Source organism: Pseudoalteromonas luteoviolacea, from assembly GCF_000814765.1.
GTDB classification, from domain to species: domain Bacteria; phylum Pseudomonadota; class Gammaproteobacteria; order Enterobacterales; family Alteromonadaceae; genus Pseudoalteromonas; species Pseudoalteromonas luteoviolacea_H.
This window is the reverse complement of the sequence record NZ_JWIC01000005.1, coordinates 806,370-826,595: the sequence shown is the minus strand read 5'-3', so window position 1 is coordinate 826,595 and position 20,226 is coordinate 806,370. Positions and strand designations below refer to the sequence as shown.

Here is a 20,226-nt window from a genome sequence, read left to right as displayed (position 1 = left end):
TTTTTAAGGTAGTAAGTGCATGAGTGATGATCAAGATACAATGGACGAATGGGCGGCAGCGCTTGCTGAGGCTGAGGATACCGACCAAGGCAGCGCTGAAGTTGCTGAGCTAGAAGAGCTTGAAGAAAGCAATGCCAACCTAAGTGCTGATGAGAAAAGAAAGTTAGATACAATCCTCGATATTCCAGTAACCATTTCAATGGAAGTTGGACGTTCGAAGATCAATATTCGAAACCTGTTACAACTTAACCAAGGTTCGGTTGTTGAGCTGGACCGTGTTGCGGGTGAGCCGCTGGATGTTCTGGTTAATGGCACTTTGATAGCACATGGTGAAGTGGTTGTCGTAAATGACAAATTTGGTATTCGTTTAACCGACGTTATTAGCCAAGTTGAGCGAATCAAAAAGCTCAGATAAGCGATTTAAAAATGACTTGGATAATGTTTACAAACGCGGCTGTGGTATCGCAGCCGCAGGGACCGAGTTTGGAAATAGTGACAGTGATGCTCTCACTGGCATCTATTGTTGCCCTGATTATAGGTTTAGCTTGGTTAGTGAAACGGGTTAATCCCAATGTGGGTAACAATCAAGACTTTAAAGTGATCCGCAGTTTACCGCTTGGCACGCGAGAGAGACTTTTGGTCATCGAAATTGACGATAAGCAACACTTACTTGGTGTTACGCCTCAAAATATAAACTACTTATATCAATTAGAATCTCCTCTAAGTGAAAATCAATCAGCCCCTTTTGTGAAGGAGCTCAGTCGTTTTATGAATCAACCCATAAAAAAAACAAAGTGAATATGATGCTTCGATTCCTAATCCTATTCGGATTGACTCTATTTATCCCACAGGTAAGCGCTAATGATGGTATCGAAGCGCTCAGTGTAACGACAAATCCTGACGGCTCCCAAGAATACTCGGTAACAATTCAAGTTTTGGCTATCATGACGGCGCTCAGTTTTATACCTGCTGCGTTGATCATGATGACGTCCTTTACACGCATTATTATAGTACTGGCGATATTGCGTCAAGCCATTGGCTTACAGCAGTCTCCCTCAAATCAGATTTTGGTGGGGATGTCGTTGTTTTTAACCTTTTTTATTATGGCTCCGATTTTCAGTAAGATATACGACGAAGCTGTTCAGCCTTATATAAATGAAGAAATGACGTCTGTGCAAGCTCTTCATGCTGCCAAAGAACCGATGAAGGCATTTATGCTGTCCCAAACGCGGATAAAAGATCTGGAGACCTTTGCTAAAATTGCAGGTTACGACAAATTAGATAGTCCAGAAGACACCCCGTTTATTGTGATCATCCCAGCGTTTGTCACCAGTGAATTGCAAACAGCCTTCATCATCGGGTTTATGTTTTTTATTCCTTTTTTGATAGTAGACTTGGTTGTTGCCAGTGTATTAATGGCCATGGGTATGATGATGTTATCCCCTATGATTGTTTCGTTGCCATTTAAAATTATGTTATTTGTGCTGGTGGATGGCTGGTCACTGGTGATGGGGACTTTAGCAAGAAGCTTTGGCCTGGGAGTGTAAGATGGAACCAGAAGTATTCGTTGATATTTTAAGTGACTCTTTATTTATTGTGATTAAATTGGTATCGGCGATTGTTGTGCCCGGGTTAATGATTGGCCTTGTGGTATCGGTATTCCAAGCTGCAACTTCCATCAATGAGCAAACTTTAAGTTTCTTACCAAAACTGATCATTACTTTGGTTGCGTTAATCGTAGGTGGGCACTGGATGACGCAAGAGTTAATGGATTTTTTCAAACTGATGGTTATGCGGATCCCTGAAGTAGCAGGTTAAGATGGAATTCTTATTTTCCGATATTATGCAAGGGTTAAGTGATTACTTAATCCCGTTTATTCGCATCAGCTCGATGATCATGGTCATGGCAGGCTTGGGGGCTCAGAGTGTATCGAAGCGAATTAAAATTTGCTTAGCCATTGTTGTTACATTTGCGGTGGCACCCGCTATTCCTCAGTCGCAGTTTACTAACCTTTTCTCATTTCAGATGATACTTGTTGTGATCCAAGAGATGATTATTGGCGTGGCAATTGGCTTTGCATCACTCTTATTACTTAATACATTTATTCTTGCTGGTCAGATACTCGCCATGCAAACTGGCCTGGGTTTTGCCTCGGTAGTTGACCCATCGAATGGCTTGAGTGTACCTGCTGTGGGTCAGTTTTATTTAATTTTGGCCACTTTACTCTTTTTTGTGTTTAATGGTCATTTAATGATGATCCAAATGATCGTATTTAGCTTTCAGTCTTGGCCTATTGGAGGAGATTGGTGGCATGTTGATCATTATTATGACATCGCTAAATGGGGATCATGGTTATTTGCAACGGCACTGTCTTTATCTCTAGCGCCTTTGACTGCAATGCTCGTTATTAACCTTGCCTTTGGCATTATGACCCGTGCTGCGCCGCAGATGAACATCTTCTCGGTGGGCTTTGCATTTACTTTGGTAGCAGGGTTAATGATTATTTGGGCGACGCTAGGTAATTTTACCATGCAGTATGAGTTTCAGTGGCTGAAAATGACAGAGTTAATGTGTAACTTAATTGGTTGCACCGTTTAGGAGAGCAAGATGGCTGAAGATTCGGGTCAAGAACGTACCGAAGAGCCCACCGCGAAAAAAATCAGTGATGCCAGAAAAAAAGGGCAAGTGGCGCGTTCCAAAGAACTGGGGACGACGTTTGTTTTAATATTTTCTGCGGTTTCACTCATTTTATATGGGGGGGATATTGCCAAGGGCCTATATAATATTATGGGCCGCATGCTGACTCTAAACCGCAATGAAACTTACGATACCACCAAGATGTTTTCTGTCTGGGGGGATGCCTTCTCTGAATTGCTTTTTCCTATGTCTATGTTTGTCTTGATTATTGCGGTTGCAGGGGTCATAGGAAATACCTTATTAGGTGGATTCAATTTTAGTTGGCAAGCCGCTGCTCCAAAAGCAAGTAAAATGTCACCGTTAAAAGGCATAAAGCGGATGTTTGGACCTCAAGCCGCAGTAGAGCTACTCAAGTCAATTTTGAAGTTTGTACTAGTAGCTGGGTTCGCCATTTTATGCATTAAGTGGATGTTTTATGACATCTTGCATTTAAGTATTGAATCAGTTCCGGGCAGTGTCATTCACTCACTTGAAATCTTAGCTTGGCTTTTCCTCGCGCTCAGTTGCACCATGATTATCATTTCAGCCATTGATGCGCCGTATCAAAGTCATACGCATCACAAACAGTTGAAAATGACCCTTCAGGAAGTTAAAGATGAATATAAAAACTCTGAAGGTGATCCGCAAATAAAAGCCAGAATTCGAAGAACCCAGCGTGAAATGTCGCAGCGTCGAATGATGCAAGACGTGCCTGATGCTGATGTGGTTGTGACCAACCCGACGCATTACTCTGTTGCATTAAAGTACGATACAGAGAAAGCAGGGGCACCTATTGTGATTGCAAAAGGTGTCGATGAATTGGCGATGCAAATACGTAAAGTCGCGAAGGGTAATGAAGTGCCCGTTGTTGAGTCGCCTGTTTTAACTCGTTCTTTGTATCACACGACGGAAGTGGGAGACCAAATACCTGATCAGCTGTTTACCGCAGTCGCACAGGTCTTAGCGTATGTTTTCCAGTTGAAGAAGTTCAATAAAGGCCGAGGCAGAAGGCCTACCGCGTTGAGTAAAGACTTGCCTATCCCTGATGATCTAAAACACTAATAGTTGGAACAAAGCTTGCTTTAACTTATCTGCGTCAATAAATTGAAGTTGATAAGTTATGGATTTTAAAGCGGTTCTACAACAAATTAATCGAGAAAAAAAAGAGTATGCTAAAGGCATAGGCACGCCTTTATTGGTTTTAGCTGCCTTGGCCATGGTGATTTTACCCATGCCGCCATTCTTACTGGATATTTTGTTTTCGTTTAATATCGCACTCGCACTTGTGGTACTGCTTGTTACCGTATATACCATGAAACCTTTAGAATTCGGTATGTTTCCCGCTGTGCTTCTGATTGCGACCATAATGCGATTAGCATTAAATGTTGCCAGCACACGGGTTGTGTTACTTGAAGGCCATAATGGCGGAGATGCCGCTGGTAAAGTGATTGAAGCGTTTGGCTCCGTGGTTATCGGTGGTAACTATGCCGTCGGCTTAGTGGTATTTCTTATCCTCATTATTATCAACTTTGTTGTAATTACCAAAGGTGCTGGCCGTATTTCAGAGGTCTCAGCACGTTTTACCCTAGATGCAATGCCCGGTAAACAAATGGCGATAGACGCCGACTTAAACGCTGGCTTCATTTCAGCAGAAGAAGCACGAACACGCCGTGATGAAGTGACTAGAGAGGCTGACTTTTATGGTTCGATGGATGGTGCCAGTAAGTTTGTTAAAGGGGATGCCATTGCGGGTATCGTTATTTTGGCTATTAACATTATTGGTGGCTTATTTGTTGGTATGGTTCAGCACGACCTTACGTTTTCTCGTGCAATGGAAGTCTATACGCTATTGACCATTGGTGATGGTCTTGTCGCGCAATTACCTTCTCTTTTACTGTCTATCGGTACTGCGATTGTTGTCACGCGTCAAAATGAGTCTCACAACATGGGTGAGCAAGTGACGCAGCAGCTAGGAAACGAAAAGTCGCTTTATATCGCTTCTGGTATCTTAATTGTGATGGGTTTAGTGCCAGGCATGCCTCATGTTGCCTTCTTAGGCTTGGGTACACTGATTGGCGGTCTAGCTTATCTTTCCAAGAAGCACAAAGAAAAAGCGGCTGAGCAGCAAGCAGAAGAGGAAGCGAAAGGAACACAAGTTGCCAACAAACAACAAGATCAAAAAGAGTTGGGCTGGGATGATGTTCAGCCTGTTGATGTAATCGGTCTTGAAGTAGGCTATCGCTTGATCCCGTTAGTAGACCAAGCCCAAGGTGGCGAACTGCTTAGTCGTATTAAAGGTGTACGTAAAAAGCTATCTCAAGAACTTGGTTTTCTTGTTCCACCTGTCCATATTCGTGACAACCTTGAGCTAGACCCTAATGCATACAAGATTACATTAATGGGAGTTGGCTCAGGCGATGGAGAATTGAAACATGGTGATGAGCTTGCAATTAACCCTGGTCAAGTCTTTGGTCCTCTTCAAGGTGTGGCGACAAAGGATCCTGCTTTTGGTTTAGATGCCGTTTGGATAAAACCAGATCAAAAAGATGAAGCACATTCTCTGGGGTATACAGTCGTAGACGCTGCGACTGTGGTTGCGACACATATCAGCCAGTTACTGACCAATAATGCATCATTGCTACTCGGTCATGAAGAAGTACAAAACTTATTAGACATGCTTGCGAAGAGTCATCCTCGTCTTGTCGAAGGGTTAGTACCAGATGTTTTACCTCTGACTACTATCGTAAAAGTGCTACAGAATTTGCTTAACGAAGGCGTCGCTATCAGAGATATGAGATCAATTGTACAGACTTTAGTGGAGTATGGCCCAAGAAGCCAAGACCCTGATGTACTAACGGCTGCAGTGCGAATTTCACTACGTAGGCTTATCGTTCAAGATGCCGTTGGCAACGCTGATGAGATACCTGTCATAACATTGGCGCCTGAGTTGGAACAGATGTTGCATCAGTCACTTCAGAACGCAGGTGATGAGGGGGCAGGTATAGAGCCAGGTCTTGCAGAGCGACTTCAAGGTTCATTGAGAGAAGCGCATCAAACGCAAGAAATGTTAGGCGAGCCGTCCATCTTATTAACCTCTGGTATGTTAAGAAGTGTTTTATCTCGATTTGTTAAGCATACGATTCCTGGTTTAAGAGTAATGTCTTATCAGGAAGTGCCGGACGAGAGACAAATCAAGATTATTAGCTCGGTTGGGCAATAATAGAGGAACGAGGTGCTGAGTCATGAAAATTAAAAGATTTTTCGCAAAAGATATGCGTACGGCTTTAAAAGAAGTAAAAGATGAATTAGGTGCAGATGCTGTCATTATGTCGAACAAAAAACTCGCTGACGGTGTAGAAATTGTCGCTGCTATAGACAATGACAGAGTTGCGCCACAGGCTCAACCTGCCTCAACTGAAGCGCGCCCGGAGCCTCTTGCTACGCAAAAATCGACGTATAGTCAACCGGCTCGCGTGGTTAAGCCTCAAACTCGTCGTCCTCAAGCTCAGCCACAAGCAAAAGTTGCTGATAGCCTAGAAGCGCTCTTAGAGCGCCAAGCTCCAAAACCTCGTTCTCCTGAGCTTGCTTCTATGTTTTCTCAGTCAGGCATTGATACTGGTGATTTGTTCCAACCTCAGCAAGAGCAAAGACCAACATATAGCCAAGCTCAGCAAGCTCAGCCTAGCCCTGCACAAACTCGACCTGCACAACAAGCGGATCCTCTGACATCTGATTGGGATTTTGGTGATGAATTAGAAGCCGATATGGATGCACAGTCAGCTGCAAATAACGCATCTCAAGATGAAATGAGCTCTATGCGTGATGAGATGAATGCTATCCGTCAGTTACTTGAATATCAGGTCTCTGGTTTAATGAAGCAAGAGATGGACCGCAGAGATCCGACTAGAGCTTGTTTAATCAACCGTTTGCAAGGTATGGGGATCAGCTCTGAAGTCGCTGAGCAAATGGCGTGTTTTATACCTGATGATGTATCTAGAAAAGAAGCATGGAATGCGCTGTTAAATATGGTTGTGAATCAGATGCACACAACCAATAATGACATCCTTCGTCAAGGTGGTGTTTACGCAATGGTTGGCCCAACTGGGGTAGGCAAGACAACGACGGTTGCAAAATTAGCAGCGCTAGGCGCGCAGAAGTATGGTGCTGATAAAGTTGCATTAATTACCACAGATACATATAGAATTGGTGCTTACGAGCAGTTGGCAACTTATGGTAGAATCATTGGCTGTCCGGTCAAGCAAGTTAAAGATGCAAATGAGTTAGCAGAAGTTCTTTATCATTTGCGAAATAAGCGACTAGTATTAATAGATACTGCAGGCATGAGTCAAAGAGACTTGCGTTTAACTGAGCAACTGAATACATTGATGCGCAGTTCACGAGTTGATATTCGTAGTTATTTGGTGCTGAGCGCAACATCGCAGATGCATGTTTTGCAGGAAACAGTAAACCATTTCAAAAAAGTAAACTTGAGTGGTTGCATCTTTACAAAACTTGATGAATGTCTAAGTTTAGGTGAGATTATTAGTATTGCGATTCAAAATCGTCTGCCAATAGGGTATCTTACCAACGGACAGCGAGTGCCAGAAGACATTCGTGTTGCAAATGCTCAAAAATTAGTTAAAAAGGCTGAGCAGTTGTATTTAAAAAGAACAAAAGCACAACATTCACGACGTGAAGCAGTGGCGTCCCAGACAGTAGGAATGTATGATTAATACAGTTTTAGATCAAGCAAGTGGCCTGCGTAAAATGAATCAAAAAAGTAACCACGGAGTAAAAGTAATAGCAGTAACTGGTGGTAAAGGAGGAGTCGGTAAGACTAATGTTTCATTAAATACTGCAATTGCGTTAGGACAACAAGGCCATAGAGTATTAGTTTTAGATGCTGACCTTGGGTTAGCAAATTGCGATGTAATGCTTGGCTTGCGTGTGGAGCGTAACTTATCTCATGTGCTATCCGGCGAATGTGAGCTGGACGAGATTTTGGTTGAAGGACCTGCTGGGATAAGAATTGTTCCTGCGACCTCAGGCTCTCAAAATATGGTTGAGCTGAGCCCAGCAGAGCATGCGGGTTTAATCCGTGCATTTAGCGAACTTAGTAACGACTTTGACGTTTTAATAGTGGATACTGCCGCTGGTATTTCTGATATGGTTTTGAGCTTTTCCAGGGCAGCTCAAGACGTGATGGTCGTTGTATGTGATGAACCCACGTCAATTACAGATGCGTATGCATTGATTAAGGTTTTAAGTCGAGAGCATGGCGTCTATAAGTTCAAAATTGTTGCGAACATGGTTCGGAGCCTCAGAGAAGGGCAAGAGCTATTTGCTAAGCTTTCAAAAGTGACTGATAGGTTTTTAGATGTTGCTTTAGAGCTTGTCGCTACAATTCCTTTCGATGAAAATATGCGTAAATCCTCGCGCCGTCAAAAAACCATTGTTGAACTCTATCCTAACTCTCCTGCCGCTGTGGCGTTTAGAGGGTTAGCAAGCAAAGCTGTTAAATGGCCTGTGCCTCATCAGCCTTCAGGGCATCTAGAGTTTTTCATTGAGCAGTTAGTTAACGGGTAATTATGGCTACACCGGTCAATCGAATGGCGGGATATCAAACAGCAGACCACCTTAACAAGGTGGTTGAGCGTCATACACCTTTAGTCAAAAAAGTTGCTTGTCACTTGCTTGCAAGGCTTCCTGCGAGCGTTCAACTTGATGATTTGATTCAATCAGGAATGATAGGTCTCATTGAAGCAACAAAAAATTTTGATGCTAGTAAAGGGGCGAGTTTTGAAACGTTTGCAGGCATCCGTATTCGGGGTGCTATGTTAGATGAAATACGCCGTGGGGACTGGGCTCCGCGCTCCGTCCACAAAAATAGCCGCATGGTCGCAGAGGCTATTGCAGAGTTAGAAACTGCTCTAGGTCGTGAGCCAAAAGACACTGAAATCGCTGAAAAACTTGATATTCCCTTAGATGAGTACCATCATATTTTACATGACGTGAATGCAAGTAAGATTATTGGCATTGAAGACCTTGGGGTCGACCAAGATGTAATTTCACCTGCAGGCAGTGATTTAGCGCTAGACAAACCATTCAATAACGTTAAGAATGAGCGCTTTAATGAATCGTTAGTAGACGCAATAAAAACGTTGCCAGAGCGAGATGCTATGGTGTTATCTTTGTACTACAACGATGAAATGAATTTAAAAGAGATTGGCCAGATCTTAGATGTGAGCGAGTCTCGAGTGAGTCAGATTCATGGTCAGGCAATGATTAAACTCAGAGCCAAGATAAATGACTGGATCAATTAGAGTACATTTTATTTTTTTATAGGTTCAAACCTCACCGGAGGAAGTTTTGGATAAGAACATGAAAATTCTCGTGGTTGATGATTTCTCTACAATGAGAAGAATAATCAAAAACCTGTTGAGAGACTTAGGCTTTACAAATGTTCAAGAGGCAGATGATGGCAGCACTGCGCTTCCAATGTTGCAAAATCAAGAATTTGACTTTGTTGTTACTGATTGGAACATGCCAGGCATGCAAGGTATCGACTTGCTTCGAGCAATAAGGGCTGACGATAGCCTAAAGCATATCCCAGTATTAATGGTAACTGCAGAAGCTAAAAAAGAACAAATTGTTGCAGCAGCGCAAGCTGGGGTAAATGGTTATATTGTTAAACCTTTTACCGCTGGAACATTGAAAACTAAGTTAGAAAAAGTTTTTGAACGCTTAGGCTAGTTACAAGTAAGGATAGGCTTATGTCAGAATCCTCTGCGCCACAAATTACATTAGAGCAAGCGAAGCAACTTGTTGAGTATCTTGAAAACGGTGAACAAGAAAAAGCTGATCAAATTTTAATTGAAGCAACTAACAAAGAGCAATCCGAGTTATTTGCTGAAGTCGGAAAATTGACACGCCAGTTACACGAGTCGTTGAAAAACTTCGAGTTAGATACGCGTTTATCAGATTTAACTACAGAAGCCTTACCAGATGCAAAGCAACGCTTAAATTATGTCATGGAAATGACTGAAAATGCGGCGAACAAAACAATGGATGCGGTTGAAGCTAGTTTACCGCTTGCTCAACAGTTGGCTGACGAGCTTTCTGAAATAAAGCCTACTTGGGATAGGTTGATGAGTCGTGATATTCAGCTAGGAGAGTTTAAATCTCTGTGTCATGACTTAAATGATTTTATGCAATCTTCACAAGGTCGCACCGACGAACTACAAAGCTTGATGACTAATGTTTTAATGGCGCAAGATTATCAAGATTTAACCGGTCAGGTCATTCGTCGAGTCATAGAATTGGTAAGAGAGGTTGAAGACAGTTTAATTCATCTATTAACTGTTTTTGGCACGTCAGAAGTGGGTCAACTTAACACGGCTCAACAACCACAAGAAGTAGTTGAAACCGCCACTGATGAACTAGCTGGTCCTGAAGGGCCTATCATTGACGCTGAGGAACGAGACGATGTTGTGTCTGGCCAAGATGAAGTTGATGATTTGTTATCTAGTTTGGGTTTCTAATAGGAGAGTATAATAATGAGCTTTGAAGTCGATGAAGATATCTTACAAGACTTTCTTGTTGAAGCTGGAGAAATACTCGAACTGTTATCTGAGCAACTTGTTGAATTAGAAAATAACCCAGATGACAAAGATTTACTGAATGCAATTTTTAGAGGCTTCCACACTGTAAAAGGTGGAGCTGGCTTTTTAGGTATGAACGAGTTGGTCGACGCTTGTCATGGTGCCGAAAACGTTTTTGATGTTTTGCGCCAAGGCCAACGTTCTGTGAATCCTGAATTAATGGACGTGATTTTACAGTCGCTTGATACCATTAATGACATGTTCGCATGCATACAAAACCGCGAGCAACCTGAGCCTGCGGACCAAGAGTTACTCGACGTATTACACAAGTTAAGTCAGCCTGAGTCTGCTGACGAGGTAATCGCAGCTCCTGCTGCTGAGCCTGTGGTTGAAGCACCACCACCTGAGCCTGTTCAGGAAGCAGAAGATGATGTGCTGTTTGATGTAGGCAGTGAAGAAAGCGCTGAACCTGCAACCTCAGATAGTATTGACGAAATCACAGAAGAAGAATTTGAAAGCTTGTTAGATGAGCTTCACGGGTCGGGTAATGGCCCTGCCGTTGAAGCGCCTCAAGCGGCGCCTGCCGCCCCTGCGGCTCCGTCTACTCCTCCATCGAATGCCAATGATGGAGATATTACCGATGATGAATTTGACAGCTTATTAGACGAACTCCATGGCGTCGGTAAGTTTGGAGCAACATCCAACGACGAAGCGCCAGTTCAGAGTGCGCCACCAGAAGCGCCTGCCACGCCCGCTGCACCAACAAGTGCGCAAGACAGTGGCGATGACGAAATTAATGATGAAGATTTTGAAGCGCTACTTGATGAACTGCATGGCAAAGGTCAGGCTCCAAAAAATTTAGAAGAAGGTGCCGCGCCTTCAGAGCCTGCACAAGCTCCAAAAGCTGCGCCTGCACCGACGCCAACACCAGCAGCTAAACCGCAACCTGCGCCAAAAGCTGAGGCGCCTAAGCCCGCAGCCAAAGCAGCACCAAAACCTGCACCAGCAAAAGCTGAGCCTAAAGGCGGAGCGCCTAAAAAACCGGCGGCACAAGCTGAAACTACGGTTCGGGTAGATACAAAAAGGCTAGACCAGATCATGAATATGGTTGGTGAGCTTGTATTGGTTCGAAATCGTTTGGTGAGTTTAGCAAATAACAGCAACAGTGAAGCCATGGGTAAAGCCATATCGAACCTAGATGTGGTCACGGCTGACTTACAAGGTGCTGTTATGAAAACCCGAATGCAGCCAATTAAGAAAGTATTTGGGCGATTCCCTCGCGTTGTGAGAGACCTTGCACGTAGCCTTAAAAAAGATATCAATTTGATTCTAGAAGGTGAAGATACCGATCTAGACAAAAACTTGGTAGAAGCACTGGCAGATCCATTGGTTCACTTGGTTAGAAACTCTGTTGACCACGGTATTGAAATGCCGGACATACGTGAAGCAGGTGGTAAATCTCGTACAGGTACTGTTACGCTTTCTGCATCACAAGAAGGGGACCATATTCTGTTAACTATCAGAGATGATGGTGCGGGTATGGATCCTGAAAAGTTGAAGAAAATTGCGATTAGCAAAGGTGTTATTGATTCGGATCAAGCAAGTAGATTGTCAGATACTGAAGCATATAACCTGATTTTTGCACCTGGGTTTTCTACAAAAGAAGAAATTTCCGACATCTCTGGACGAGGTGTGGGGATGGATGTTGTTAAGACAAAGATTACGCAGCTTAATGGTCAAGTAAACATTCAGTCTGAGCTGGGTGTAGGTACAATTCTTGAGATCAAAGTACCATTGACGCTCGCTATTTTACCAACACTGATGGTGATGGTAGGAGAGCAAACATTTGCGTTACCGCTTGCCGGCGTCAGTGAGATATTCCATCTTGACTTAACCAAAACCAATGTGGTTGATGGCCAGCTAACGATTATTGTGCGTGAAAAGGCGATACCTCTGTTTTATCTCGAGCATTGGTTAGTTAAAGGGACTGACATTAATCAGAAAAAAGCTGAAGGACATGTTGTTATTGTACAAATAGGCACTCAGCAAGTCGGTTTTGTAGTTGATTCACTGATAGGTCAAGAAGAGGTGGTGATTAAACCACTTGATTCCCTACTACAAGGCACACCTGGTATGGCAGGTGCAACTATCACTTCTGACGGTGGTATTGCATTGATTCTTGATGTACCAAGTATGTTGAAGCATTACGCAGGCAAATAGCGCTAGACGCTTTTTGCTGTCACCGAATTAGTGGTGCCAAAGGCACCACTTTTCGGATCTGTAACATTAAAAAAGAGCGATGCCAATGGCAGTAAAAGTATTAGTTGTTGATGACTCAAGTTTCTTCCGTCGTCGTGTAAGTGAAATACTAGAAAAAGACGCAGGAATTGAGGTTATTGATTTTGCAGTTAATGGCCAAGAAGCTGTTGAAAAAGCAAGTAAGTTACGTCCTGATGTGATCACCATGGATGTAGAGATGCCAGTATTGGATGGTATCAGCGCTGTTAAAAAAATAATGCAGAGTAACCCAACGCCAATTTTAATGTTTTCTTCATTAACTCGTGAAGGAGCAAGCGCTACGTTAGATGCACTAGATGCTGGGGCCGTAGATTTTTTACCTAAAAAGTTTGAAGACATTGCCCGAAATAGTGAAGAAGCCACGCGTGCTTTGCAGACAAAGGTGAAAGAAATTGGTCGTAAGCGAGTCAGTCGATTTACAAGACCGATGACTTCAGCAAAACCATCAACACTGGTTAGCCCTGCGGCAAAACCGACATCTAGTTTACGTTCAACTACAACAGTGGCTCAGCCAGATAGAAGTTTTCAAAAAGCCGCGCCGGAGACCACTCCACAAAGAAGCTTCAAAGCGTCTGGTAAATCATACAAGATAGTAGCTATTGGCACTTCTACAGGAGGGCCTGTTGCTCTACAAACTATTTTGACTCAACTACCAGCGAACTTTCCTCACCCAATATTGCTTATTCAGCATATGCCTGCTGCTTTCACACCTGCTTTTGCACAACGACTCAATAGCTTGTGCAAAATTAAGGTAAAAGAAGCCGAGCAAGGTGATAAGCTGATGCCGGGTGTGGCGTATTTAGCGCCAGGGGGTAAGCAAATGATGGTAGAAGCACGAGGTGGGAGTAAAACACTTAAAGTGTTTGAAGATGACAGCCCGAGAATCACTTATAAACCGTGTGTTGACGTAACATTTGCAAGTACGGCTAAAGCTTATTCGGGTGATGTTCTCGCGATTGTGTTAACGGGGATGGGCGCTGACGGCAGAGATGGTGCTCGTATGTTGAAGCAAGTAGGCGCAACGATTTGGGCGCAAGACGAAAAAACATGCGTCGTTTACGGCATGCCTCAAGCTGTTGCAGCGGCAGGTCTATCATCCGAAAGCCTTGCACTTCAAGATGTGGCATTACGCATTAATAAAGAGCTGGGGATTGCGTAGGTATATAAATTAGTTTGATACAGCTTTGTCATGAAAAGTCACAAAGGAATAAAATAATAAAGTGAAAATTTGGACGGTTGCGAATCAAAAGGGTGGTGTAGGCAAAACGACCACTGCGGTGAGCTTGGGTGGCATATTAGCCACTGAAGGAAAAAGAGTATTATTAATTGATACAGACCCGCATGCATCACTGACTTATTACTTTGGAATTGACTCTGAAGATTTAGAGGTGAGTGTATATGATATTTTCATTCGTGGTTCCAACATGCAAAGCGAAGAAATTTTACAAGCTTTATGTCCCTCAACTGTCGAAAACTTAGATATTTTGCCTGCGACAATGGCCATAGCCACCTTGGATAGAAGCATGGGTAATCGTTCAGGTATGGGATTAATACTGAAAAAAGCACTGGCAAAAATTAGCGATTACTATGACTATGCCATTTTAGATTGCCCACCTGTTTTAGGGGTATTGATGGTCAATGCTTTGGCTGCCAGTGAACGTATACTCATTCCTGTACAGACTGAGTTTTTGGCATTAAAGGGGCTAGATAGAATGATGCGCACAATGACATTAATGCAAAGTTCGCATTCTAAACAATATCAATATACTATAGTCCCTACAATGTATGATAAGCGCACAAAAGCATCTTTGGAAGCTTACAAGTCGCTGGTTGAATCATATCAGGATAAAGTGTGGCCTGGCGTTATTCCAGTTGATACCAAATTCAGAGATGCTAGCTTGGCACAGAAGGTTCCGGTACAATTCTGCCCGAAATCAAGAGGTGTATATGCATATCGAGCATTACTCGAGCATATTGGTGAATTAGAAAGAGGTAAGAATGAGTAAGCACCTGTTTGCAAACGAACAAGTGATGAAACAATATCTTGGCGCCTTATTGCAAGAAGAGGAAGATCAAGATGTTGCACTTGCACCCGTTGCGAGGTTGCTTGAGTCTGTGCCGGATGCACAAAAGCAAGAAAAACTGCTTGATGAAGCAAAAGTTGTTGAGGTACCAAAAGCCGAGGTTGAGCTGAAAGTTGAGACCTCTGAGGCCGTTGTTGAGGAAGTTCTGCAAGAAACTCCTGAGTTGCCGGTCCAAGAGCTTGAGATAACTGAAAATACAACTATTATCAAAGAACAAGCACCTGCGCAGAGTGCTGCAAAAGAAGCCTTCATTGAAGGAGAGTTTCAAGCTTTGTTTTTTGAGGTTGCAGGTCTGACACTTGCTGTTCCATTGCAAGCACTGGGTGGTATTCATCAGCTGACAGAGGTTAACCAGTTATTTGGTAAACCAAAGTGGTTTAAAGGTGTAATGCTAAACCGTGAAGAAAAGCTGAATGTTGTTGATACAGCTCGTTGGGTAATGCCTGAAAAGTATACACCCGAGTTGGAGTCGCAGCTTAACTACCAGTATTTAATCATGTTAGGTGACAGTCAGTGGGGGCTGCTAGCAGAAAAATTAGTCAATAATATTACGCTCACAGCTGATGATGTTAAGTGGCGAACAACCTGCGGTAAGCGACCATGGCTTGCAGGTGTGATTAAAGAAAAAATGTGTGCGCTTATTGACGTAGAGAATTTAAATAGGTTGCTAGAGCAAGGCCTCGATAGCCGAGAGCAGTAACTAGCATCAATCTGGAGTTTAATCATGAGCCAAGAAAGAATACTTTCTGCAGATAAAAATGCCGATAGTAATGATGAAGTCCTACAGTGGGTGACATATAAACTAGAGGAAGAGACATATGGTATCAATGTAATGCAAGTACAAGAGGTATTGCGTTACACTGAGATTGCACCAGTCCCAGGTGCACCAAGTTATGTGCTAGGTATCATTAACCTTCGTGGTAACGTTGTAACCGTTATTGATACTCGCGCCCGCTTTGGGTTGATGAGTGCAGAAGTCACTGACAACTCTAGGATTGTTATTATAGAGGCTGAGAAGCAAGTAATTGGTATCTTGGTAGATAGTGTCGCAGAGGTAGTATATTTACGTAGCTCCGAGATTGACAGCGCGCCAAACATTGGTACTGAAGAAAGTGCTAAGTTTATTCAGGGTGTGTCTAATCGCGAAGGTGAATTACTAATCTTAGTTGATCTCAATAAACTACTCAGCGACGATGAGTGGGATGAGTTGAGTCATCTGTAAGTTGTGGCGGCAGTAACATTAGATGATGTACTCATTATACTGGTGATAGCATCATGCTTTATTAGCTTGTTATGTTTGGGTTTGTTGTTCATGTTTAGTAAACGTTTGCAGCAATCACAAAATAGTAATGTTAAATTGCATAAACAAGTACACAGTGACGCAGAGCAGATCAGTATTCTAAGAAGTGAAATTGCAGAAGTTAGAGCGAGTGTTTTAAGTATTGGTAAGCGGCTTGTTGAAAGTGAAAGCTATGTCAAAGAGTTAGCTCAGCAACAAGCAGCACAAAAATATGATGATCCCGACGCAAAAATATATTCTCGGGCAGTTAAGATGGTTGAACTTGGTGCTGACCTCGAAGAAATTATGCGAGAATGTGAGCTCCCCAGAGCGGAAGCTGAATTATTGATGTCTCTACACAATAAATCTTGAATAAGGTGCTGAAAGGCGCCTTTTTTATTGTTCGAACATAAGTTGCTGTTAGGTTCGATAAAAGATATTGATTTGTTTTTTTACTTAAAAAGCACATAGATTGATCACCATTGATATGGATATTTGTAAGAGAAGAATACGTGGTGCATAGATTAGTCATATTTATTGCTTTGTGGTTGCAAACTGGGTGTATGCAAAACGACTCATCTTTGCGCGATAAGTTAATTCATCAAGTTGAGAAAAATGCACAGTTACATGGGATCCCATCTCAAGCAGTGTTAGTTAACGACAATGGTGATATTACCTTTAAATATGCGTTTGAGGCATCAAAAAGCAGGGTGGGTTCGACCCTGAATGAGCATAGCGTCTTTCCCATTTTTTCTGTTAGCAAACTGTTTGCGACTGTCCTTGTTTTTCAACTGGTAGAAAAAAAACAGCTCTCATTAGATGAACCTATCGGTAAGTATGTCCAGTTGCCTCGTCAATGGCTGAATATTCCAATAAGTGCATTGTTGAACCATACCTCTGGGATACCTGAATATTTTTTAGTTATAAATCAGCAAGTGAGTGCACCACAAAGCTTTGAACACGTTATTAAAGCTTTAGGTGAGAAAGAACCTGTGTTTGAGTTCAATACTCAAGTACAGTATACCCAAATTAATTATCTTCTTATTGGTGCCTTGCTAGAGTCTGTTACAGGCCAGTCTTATGAGTCATTGGTCCAAGAACGATTATTAACCCCTCTAATGATGTCGAATACTTACTTAAAGGCTGTGCAGCTCCCAAGAGGCGTTGTGCCTTCATATCTGCCTAATAGTGGCGATAAGATCAAACCTAATAAGTATGTCTTCCCAAGCTATGGCACTGCTCATACTGGCATTTATTCTACTGCTTATGATCTAAACCTTTTTCTATCAAGTTTGATGGAAGGCAAACTAGTCGACAAGGCGATATTGATTAAGCTTTGGCGCCCACAGAAGCTTTTAAATGGACAGGCTAATTTCTTCGTATCTGGCTGGGATTATGAAAAGGAAGGCGATTGGCATAGTGTGGGACATGATGGAGGAGCGTTGTTAAGGGTATCTGCATTTTTTAATGCAGAGTTCAGCGATTATATGGTTGTTATTTATTTGACGAACGGTAATTTAGATGGGGTGTGGAGTCGAAGTTTAGTTAAATCTTTACAGCAGTATTGGATAACGAACCCCTTTTCTCGTTTATTAGTTTGGGCGGGGCTTTATGAGTCGTTTAAATCGATTTAAGGCTTTTTATTATCATTCCTTAAATACTTACCTTTGATGACATACTGTGTATTCCTTAAGAAATAAACTCTGTTATTTTCTTAAAGTAAGAAAATTTTAACTTTGCTTTAGAAGTAAATTAATAAGTGAGGTTAATTATTGATAGATCGAAAGGTAATAAAAAGGTAAGTGGTGTTAATTTGGTTTTTATTTTATTTTTATGAGTTGGGTCTTTCTGTCGTTGTTATTTTAAATAAATTTAGGTTGTTTAAATTTAAATAGAGTGTGTAGTTATATTTTTTGTTTAAGTTGGTGGGTTAGGTTTATTTTATAACTTTCGTTGTTTTTTTTGTTATTGAGTTTTCTTGGTTATATTTACTCATATTTAATTCTTACTTTTACCTTTGGGTTTTATTTTTTATTGTTTGTTTGCTTTATTTTTTCCCAAAAAGTGGTATTTTCATTCTGTGTGAATGACTTTCCAAATTCTATATTTTTATGAAGATATCTAACAGGTGTACTTTTTATGAAATGTAAGTAGGAAGGTGATTTATAAAAAATGATTGTCTTAATAGCACTCTATTATAAAAAATAAGGATTTACCCAATGAAAATAAATAAAGTGACGCTTTTATTATCTGCTTTATTCTCTTCAGCGTTATCTGCAAATGTCGTTGTTGAAGCCACTTCAGATGAAGCGACTCCAATTGTGGAAGTTACTGGTGGTAATGTAAGTTTTGACCGAGCGATTAAAAATACCGGTAATGATGTATTGAATTTAAGGTATTATGATACGCTGGTTTTTCCTAATGGTGAGCTTTATAATCGTTCCAACGCAGCAAACTTGACGTTAACAGCTGGTCAAGTATTTGCTCAAGCACAGCCTCGGATCAGTGTTTTGCCTGAATTTCCTGCGGGAGAGTATAAGTATATATTATCTGTATATAATAAAGTTACTGGTGAAATAACATCTGCTAACTTTACTTTTAATAAAAAATACTCTGAACATGAAAGCCGTAGTTGTGCAGAGATACTTGCCAATGGTTTAAGCACTGGCAGTGGGATATATTCAATAAAACCAGATAATGTTCAATCGCCTTATAAAGTCTACTGCGACATGGAAACTCATGGCGGCGGATGGACACTTGTCGGGATAAAAAGTAAAACACAGCCAAATGTCCAAGTGGATGAATTACTGTCATTGGATCAAAAAGCAAATGTTATTACAGATCAAAAATGGGCGGGCTTTAAATATACAGCACAAGAAATGCTAGTGACCGCAGATAACGATACCGCAGCAATTTTAGACATGGTGACTTTAAATAGTGCAAATTGTACACCTTTAGCAAACTCTTTGACTGATGATGTATTGGCTCATGCTGAGTCTGCTGGTTGTACTGGTGCTGGTCAGGATTATTCTTTCCTAAATTCAGCTAAGTTTAAAACTTCTGTATATGATTATTCAAATACCAAATTTATTATCGAACGCTTTGGTAATGGCTGGGGAGTCGGTGGTAATGGTCCGTATCACTACAATGCTCAAAATATGTGGCTTTACGTAAGATAAGCTAGATATTTACATACAAAGACCAGTGTTGTTACAACATCAACACTGGTCTTTTCATCCATAGCCAATTAAAAGGTGGCGGCAATTCAGGCCTTTACTTCGCTCTATGTCGCTTTACTATCATCGCCCCTAGATTTTAGGGAGACTTGATTGTATCAGGTTCAGATTTTACATTGGCTTGGCCTTTAAGCGGTGAGTGACCTTTAGAAAGTATCTGTATTTTTATGACTGTCATCATCGATCTTTCGGTGGAAGAAGGGATACTTACTGTCAGGGGTAACACATTGCAAATGTCTCCCAAATAGGAGTGATGACTTGATCTCCTAGTCTGGTTAAATTCTCTCAAGCGTCTTCGCTGTACTGGCAGCTTATATAAGTCTGAGCCGCTATATTCATCCTCTCTGGTTACGTCGAAAATTAAGTATGGTTCATCAGTGGCGATACAAGGATGAAACAAACCTGTCAGGTCATAGTGATCCGCTGTGACAATATCGGGGGCAAATGTCTGTAGTGTAAGTACCAGAGAAAGCAGGCTTAAATAGGGAGCTCCTTAGCTAATAGTTTCGTGCTGATTGAGATACTTAGTAGTGTACTGACAAAGCTGTGAAGTACATAGGCAAGAGGGTTAGATTTCATAAAGTCACCTTACTTTTTCAGTTACCAAACTATTTGGCAGTTGGTATGAATAAAAATAAAGTGCAGGCACGAAAGTGACTGGTCGTTCAACTGATTTTGCTATGATTTAGGGGGGATCCGTAACAGTTACTTCGTATATTAACTCTAATACATTCATTTGGTTACTCATATTTTTAGGCTTTAATATTGAGTTTACCTTGAAAGTTTTTCCACCCAGGTGGGAATTTACCACGGAGCACGTAAGAAAACGCAATCAATTCAGCGATGACATAATAAAGCTCTTTGGGGATTTCTTCATGTAAATCTAGCTGCCCCAGTGTTTTAACCAGTGCAGGGTCTTCGTGGATCATGATGTCTTTTTCTTTGGCTAAGGCAATAATTTCTTCTGCCAGTTCACCAAAACCTTTGCAGACGACTTCTGGTGACTTTCCTGCTTCGTATAAAAGCCCAACGGCTGTTTTTTGTTCCATAA

General features: G+C 41.8%; 21 protein-coding genes. 20 read left to right on the top strand and 1 reads right to left on the bottom strand.

Going from position 1 to position 20,226, the window contains the following annotated elements:
• Window positions 1-19: 19 nt before the first annotated feature.
• The 20 genes from fliN to JF50_RS10910 all read left to right on the top strand — a co-directional run bounded on the left by fliN (window position 20) and on the right by JF50_RS10910 (window position 19,118).
• Complete coding sequence (gene fliN, locus JF50_RS11005; RefSeq protein ID WP_039609453.1) at window positions 20-415, top strand: flagellar motor switch protein FliN; 396 nt, start codon at window positions 20-22, stop codon at window positions 413-415.
• Between the two features lie 23 nt (window positions 416-438).
• On the top strand, window positions 439-798 hold the full coding sequence (gene fliO, locus JF50_RS11000) for a flagellar biosynthetic protein FliO (RefSeq protein WP_231099532.1): 360 nt from the start codon (window positions 439-441) through the stop codon (window positions 796-798).
• A 5-nt stretch (window positions 799-803) separates the two neighbouring features.
• Window positions 804-1,547, top strand: coding sequence for a flagellar type III secretion system pore protein FliP (fliP, locus tag JF50_RS10995; RefSeq protein ID WP_039609451.1), 744 nt, complete (start codon window positions 804-806; stop codon window positions 1,545-1,547).
• 1 nt (window position 1,548) lies between these two features.
• Window positions 1,549-1,818 carry a flagellar biosynthesis protein FliQ gene (gene fliQ, locus JF50_RS10990; RefSeq protein WP_039609450.1) on the top strand — a complete coding sequence of 90 codons (270 nt, stop codon included), beginning with the start codon at window positions 1,549-1,551 and terminating at the stop codon, window positions 1,816-1,818.
• A gap of 1 nt (window position 1,819) precedes the next feature.
• Window positions 1,820-2,599, top strand: coding sequence for a flagellar biosynthetic protein FliR (gene fliR / locus JF50_RS10985; protein ID WP_039609449.1), 780 nt, complete (start codon window positions 1,820-1,822; stop codon window positions 2,597-2,599).
• A 9-nt stretch (window positions 2,600-2,608) separates the two neighbouring features.
• Entirely contained in the window at window positions 2,609-3,739 is a 1,131-nt protein-coding gene (flhB, locus tag JF50_RS10980) for a flagellar biosynthesis protein FlhB (protein WP_039609448.1), read from the top strand.
• A gap of 58 nt (window positions 3,740-3,797) precedes the next feature.
• The gene (flhA, locus tag JF50_RS10975) at window positions 3,798-5,897 is read left to right on the top strand and encodes a flagellar biosynthesis protein FlhA (protein ID WP_039609447.1); all 2,100 of its coding nucleotides are present in this window, start codon (window positions 3,798-3,800) and stop codon (window positions 5,895-5,897) included.
• A 22-nt stretch (window positions 5,898-5,919) separates the two neighbouring features.
• Window positions 5,920-7,410 carry a flagellar biosynthesis protein FlhF gene (gene flhF / locus JF50_RS10970; protein WP_039609446.1) on the top strand — a complete coding sequence of 497 codons (1,491 nt, stop codon included), beginning with the start codon at window positions 5,920-5,922 and terminating at the stop codon, window positions 7,408-7,410.
• Window positions 7,403-8,263 carry a MinD/ParA family ATP-binding protein gene (locus JF50_RS10965; protein WP_023401816.1) on the top strand — a complete coding sequence of 287 codons (861 nt, stop codon included), beginning with the start codon at window positions 7,403-7,405 and terminating at the stop codon, window positions 8,261-8,263. The genes flhF and JF50_RS10965 overlap by 8 nt, the downstream gene beginning before the upstream one ends.
• A gap of 2 nt (window positions 8,264-8,265) precedes the next feature.
• A complete protein-coding gene (locus JF50_RS10960) occupies window positions 8,266-9,000 on the top strand; it encodes an RNA polymerase sigma factor FliA (protein WP_039609445.1) in 735 nt (244 codons plus the stop codon).
• A gap of 46 nt (window positions 9,001-9,046) precedes the next feature.
• A complete protein-coding gene (gene cheY / locus JF50_RS10955) occupies window positions 9,047-9,430 on the top strand; it encodes a chemotaxis response regulator CheY (RefSeq protein WP_010364893.1) in 384 nt (127 codons plus the stop codon).
• 20 nt (window positions 9,431-9,450) lie between these two features.
• On the top strand, window positions 9,451-10,218 hold the full coding sequence (locus JF50_RS10950) for a protein phosphatase CheZ (RefSeq protein ID WP_039609444.1): 768 nt from the start codon (window positions 9,451-9,453) through the stop codon (window positions 10,216-10,218).
• 15 nt (window positions 10,219-10,233) lie between these two features.
• Window positions 10,234-12,498 carry a chemotaxis protein CheA gene (locus JF50_RS10945; protein ID WP_039609443.1) on the top strand — a complete coding sequence of 755 codons (2,265 nt, stop codon included), beginning with the start codon at window positions 10,234-10,236 and terminating at the stop codon, window positions 12,496-12,498.
• An 85-nt stretch (window positions 12,499-12,583) separates the two neighbouring features.
• Window positions 12,584-13,735 (top strand): protein-glutamate methylesterase/protein-glutamine glutaminase, encoded by a 1,152-nt coding sequence (locus tag JF50_RS10940; RefSeq protein WP_039609442.1) that lies wholly within the window; start codon window positions 12,584-12,586, stop codon window positions 13,733-13,735.
• A 61-nt stretch (window positions 13,736-13,796) separates the two neighbouring features.
• The gene (locus tag JF50_RS10935; protein ID WP_039609441.1) at window positions 13,797-14,582 is read left to right on the top strand and encodes a ParA family protein; all 786 of its coding nucleotides are present in this window, start codon (window positions 13,797-13,799) and stop codon (window positions 14,580-14,582) included.
• The gene (locus tag JF50_RS10930; protein WP_039609440.1) at window positions 14,575-15,360 is read left to right on the top strand and encodes a chemotaxis protein CheW; all 786 of its coding nucleotides are present in this window, start codon (window positions 14,575-14,577) and stop codon (window positions 15,358-15,360) included. The genes JF50_RS10935 and JF50_RS10930 overlap by 8 nt, the downstream gene beginning before the upstream one ends.
• A 24-nt stretch (window positions 15,361-15,384) precedes the next feature.
• A complete protein-coding gene (locus JF50_RS10925) occupies window positions 15,385-15,882 on the top strand; it encodes a chemotaxis protein CheW (RefSeq protein ID WP_023401824.1) in 498 nt (165 codons plus the stop codon).
• Window positions 15,883-15,885: 3 nt separating this feature from the next.
• Window positions 15,886-16,311, top strand: coding sequence for a DUF2802 domain-containing protein (locus JF50_RS10920; RefSeq protein ID WP_039609439.1), 426 nt, complete (start codon window positions 15,886-15,888; stop codon window positions 16,309-16,311).
• 140 nt (window positions 16,312-16,451) lie between these two features.
• A complete protein-coding gene (locus JF50_RS10915) occupies window positions 16,452-17,573 on the top strand; it encodes a serine hydrolase domain-containing protein (protein ID WP_052262244.1) in 1,122 nt (373 codons plus the stop codon).
• A 585-nt stretch (window positions 17,574-18,158) separates the two neighbouring features.
• Window positions 18,159-19,118, top strand: a complete 960-nt coding sequence (locus JF50_RS10910) for a fibrinogen-like YCDxxxxGGGW domain-containing protein (RefSeq protein ID WP_039609438.1) — start codon at window positions 18,159-18,161, stop codon at window positions 19,116-19,118.
• Window positions 19,119-19,927: 809 nt separating this feature from the next.
• Here JF50_RS10910 and JF50_RS10905 read toward each other — a convergent pair.
• Window positions 19,928-20,224 (bottom strand): EscU/YscU/HrcU family type III secretion system export apparatus switch protein, encoded by a 297-nt coding sequence (locus JF50_RS10905; RefSeq protein WP_039609437.1) that lies wholly within the window; start codon window positions 20,222-20,224, stop codon window positions 19,928-19,930.
• Window positions 20,225-20,226 lie beyond the last annotated feature (2 nt).

Coding starts and splice junctions, on each gene's coding strand:
- JF50_RS10940 (WP_039609442.1), top strand. CDS start 12,584: ATGGCAGTAAAAGTATTAGTTGTTGATGACTCAAGTTTCTTCCGTCGT.
- fliN (WP_039609453.1), top strand. CDS start 20: ATGAGTGATGATCAAGATACAATGGACGAATGGGCGGCAGCGCTTGCT.
- JF50_RS10945 (WP_039609443.1), top strand. CDS start 10,234: ATGAGCTTTGAAGTCGATGAAGATATCTTACAAGACTTTCTTGTTGAA.
- JF50_RS10905 (WP_039609437.1), bottom strand. CDS start 20,224: ATGGAACAAAAAACAGCCGTTGGGCTTTTATACGAAGCAGGAAAGTCA.
- JF50_RS10950 (WP_039609444.1), top strand. CDS start 9,451: ATGTCAGAATCCTCTGCGCCACAAATTACATTAGAGCAAGCGAAGCAA.
- flhA (WP_039609447.1), top strand. CDS start 3,798: ATGGATTTTAAAGCGGTTCTACAACAAATTAATCGAGAAAAAAAAGAG.
- fliR (WP_039609449.1), top strand. CDS start 1,820: ATGGAATTCTTATTTTCCGATATTATGCAAGGGTTAAGTGATTACTTA.
- JF50_RS10910 (WP_039609438.1), top strand. CDS start 18,159: ATGAAAATAAATAAAGTGACGCTTTTATTATCTGCTTTATTCTCTTCA.
- JF50_RS10965 (WP_023401816.1), top strand. CDS start 7,403: ATGATTAATACAGTTTTAGATCAAGCAAGTGGCCTGCGTAAAATGAAT.
- fliP (WP_039609451.1), top strand. CDS start 804: ATGCTTCGATTCCTAATCCTATTCGGATTGACTCTATTTATCCCACAG.
- JF50_RS10960 (WP_039609445.1), top strand. CDS start 8,266: ATGGCTACACCGGTCAATCGAATGGCGGGATATCAAACAGCAGACCAC.
- JF50_RS10925 (WP_023401824.1), top strand. CDS start 15,385: ATGAGCCAAGAAAGAATACTTTCTGCAGATAAAAATGCCGATAGTAAT.
- flhF (WP_039609446.1), top strand. CDS start 5,920: ATGAAAATTAAAAGATTTTTCGCAAAAGATATGCGTACGGCTTTAAAA.
- JF50_RS10930 (WP_039609440.1), top strand. CDS start 14,575: ATGAGTAAGCACCTGTTTGCAAACGAACAAGTGATGAAACAATATCTT.
- flhB (WP_039609448.1), top strand. CDS start 2,609: ATGGCTGAAGATTCGGGTCAAGAACGTACCGAAGAGCCCACCGCGAAA.
- fliO (WP_231099532.1), top strand. CDS start 439: ATGTTTACAAACGCGGCTGTGGTATCGCAGCCGCAGGGACCGAGTTTG.
- fliQ (WP_039609450.1), top strand. CDS start 1,549: ATGGAACCAGAAGTATTCGTTGATATTTTAAGTGACTCTTTATTTATT.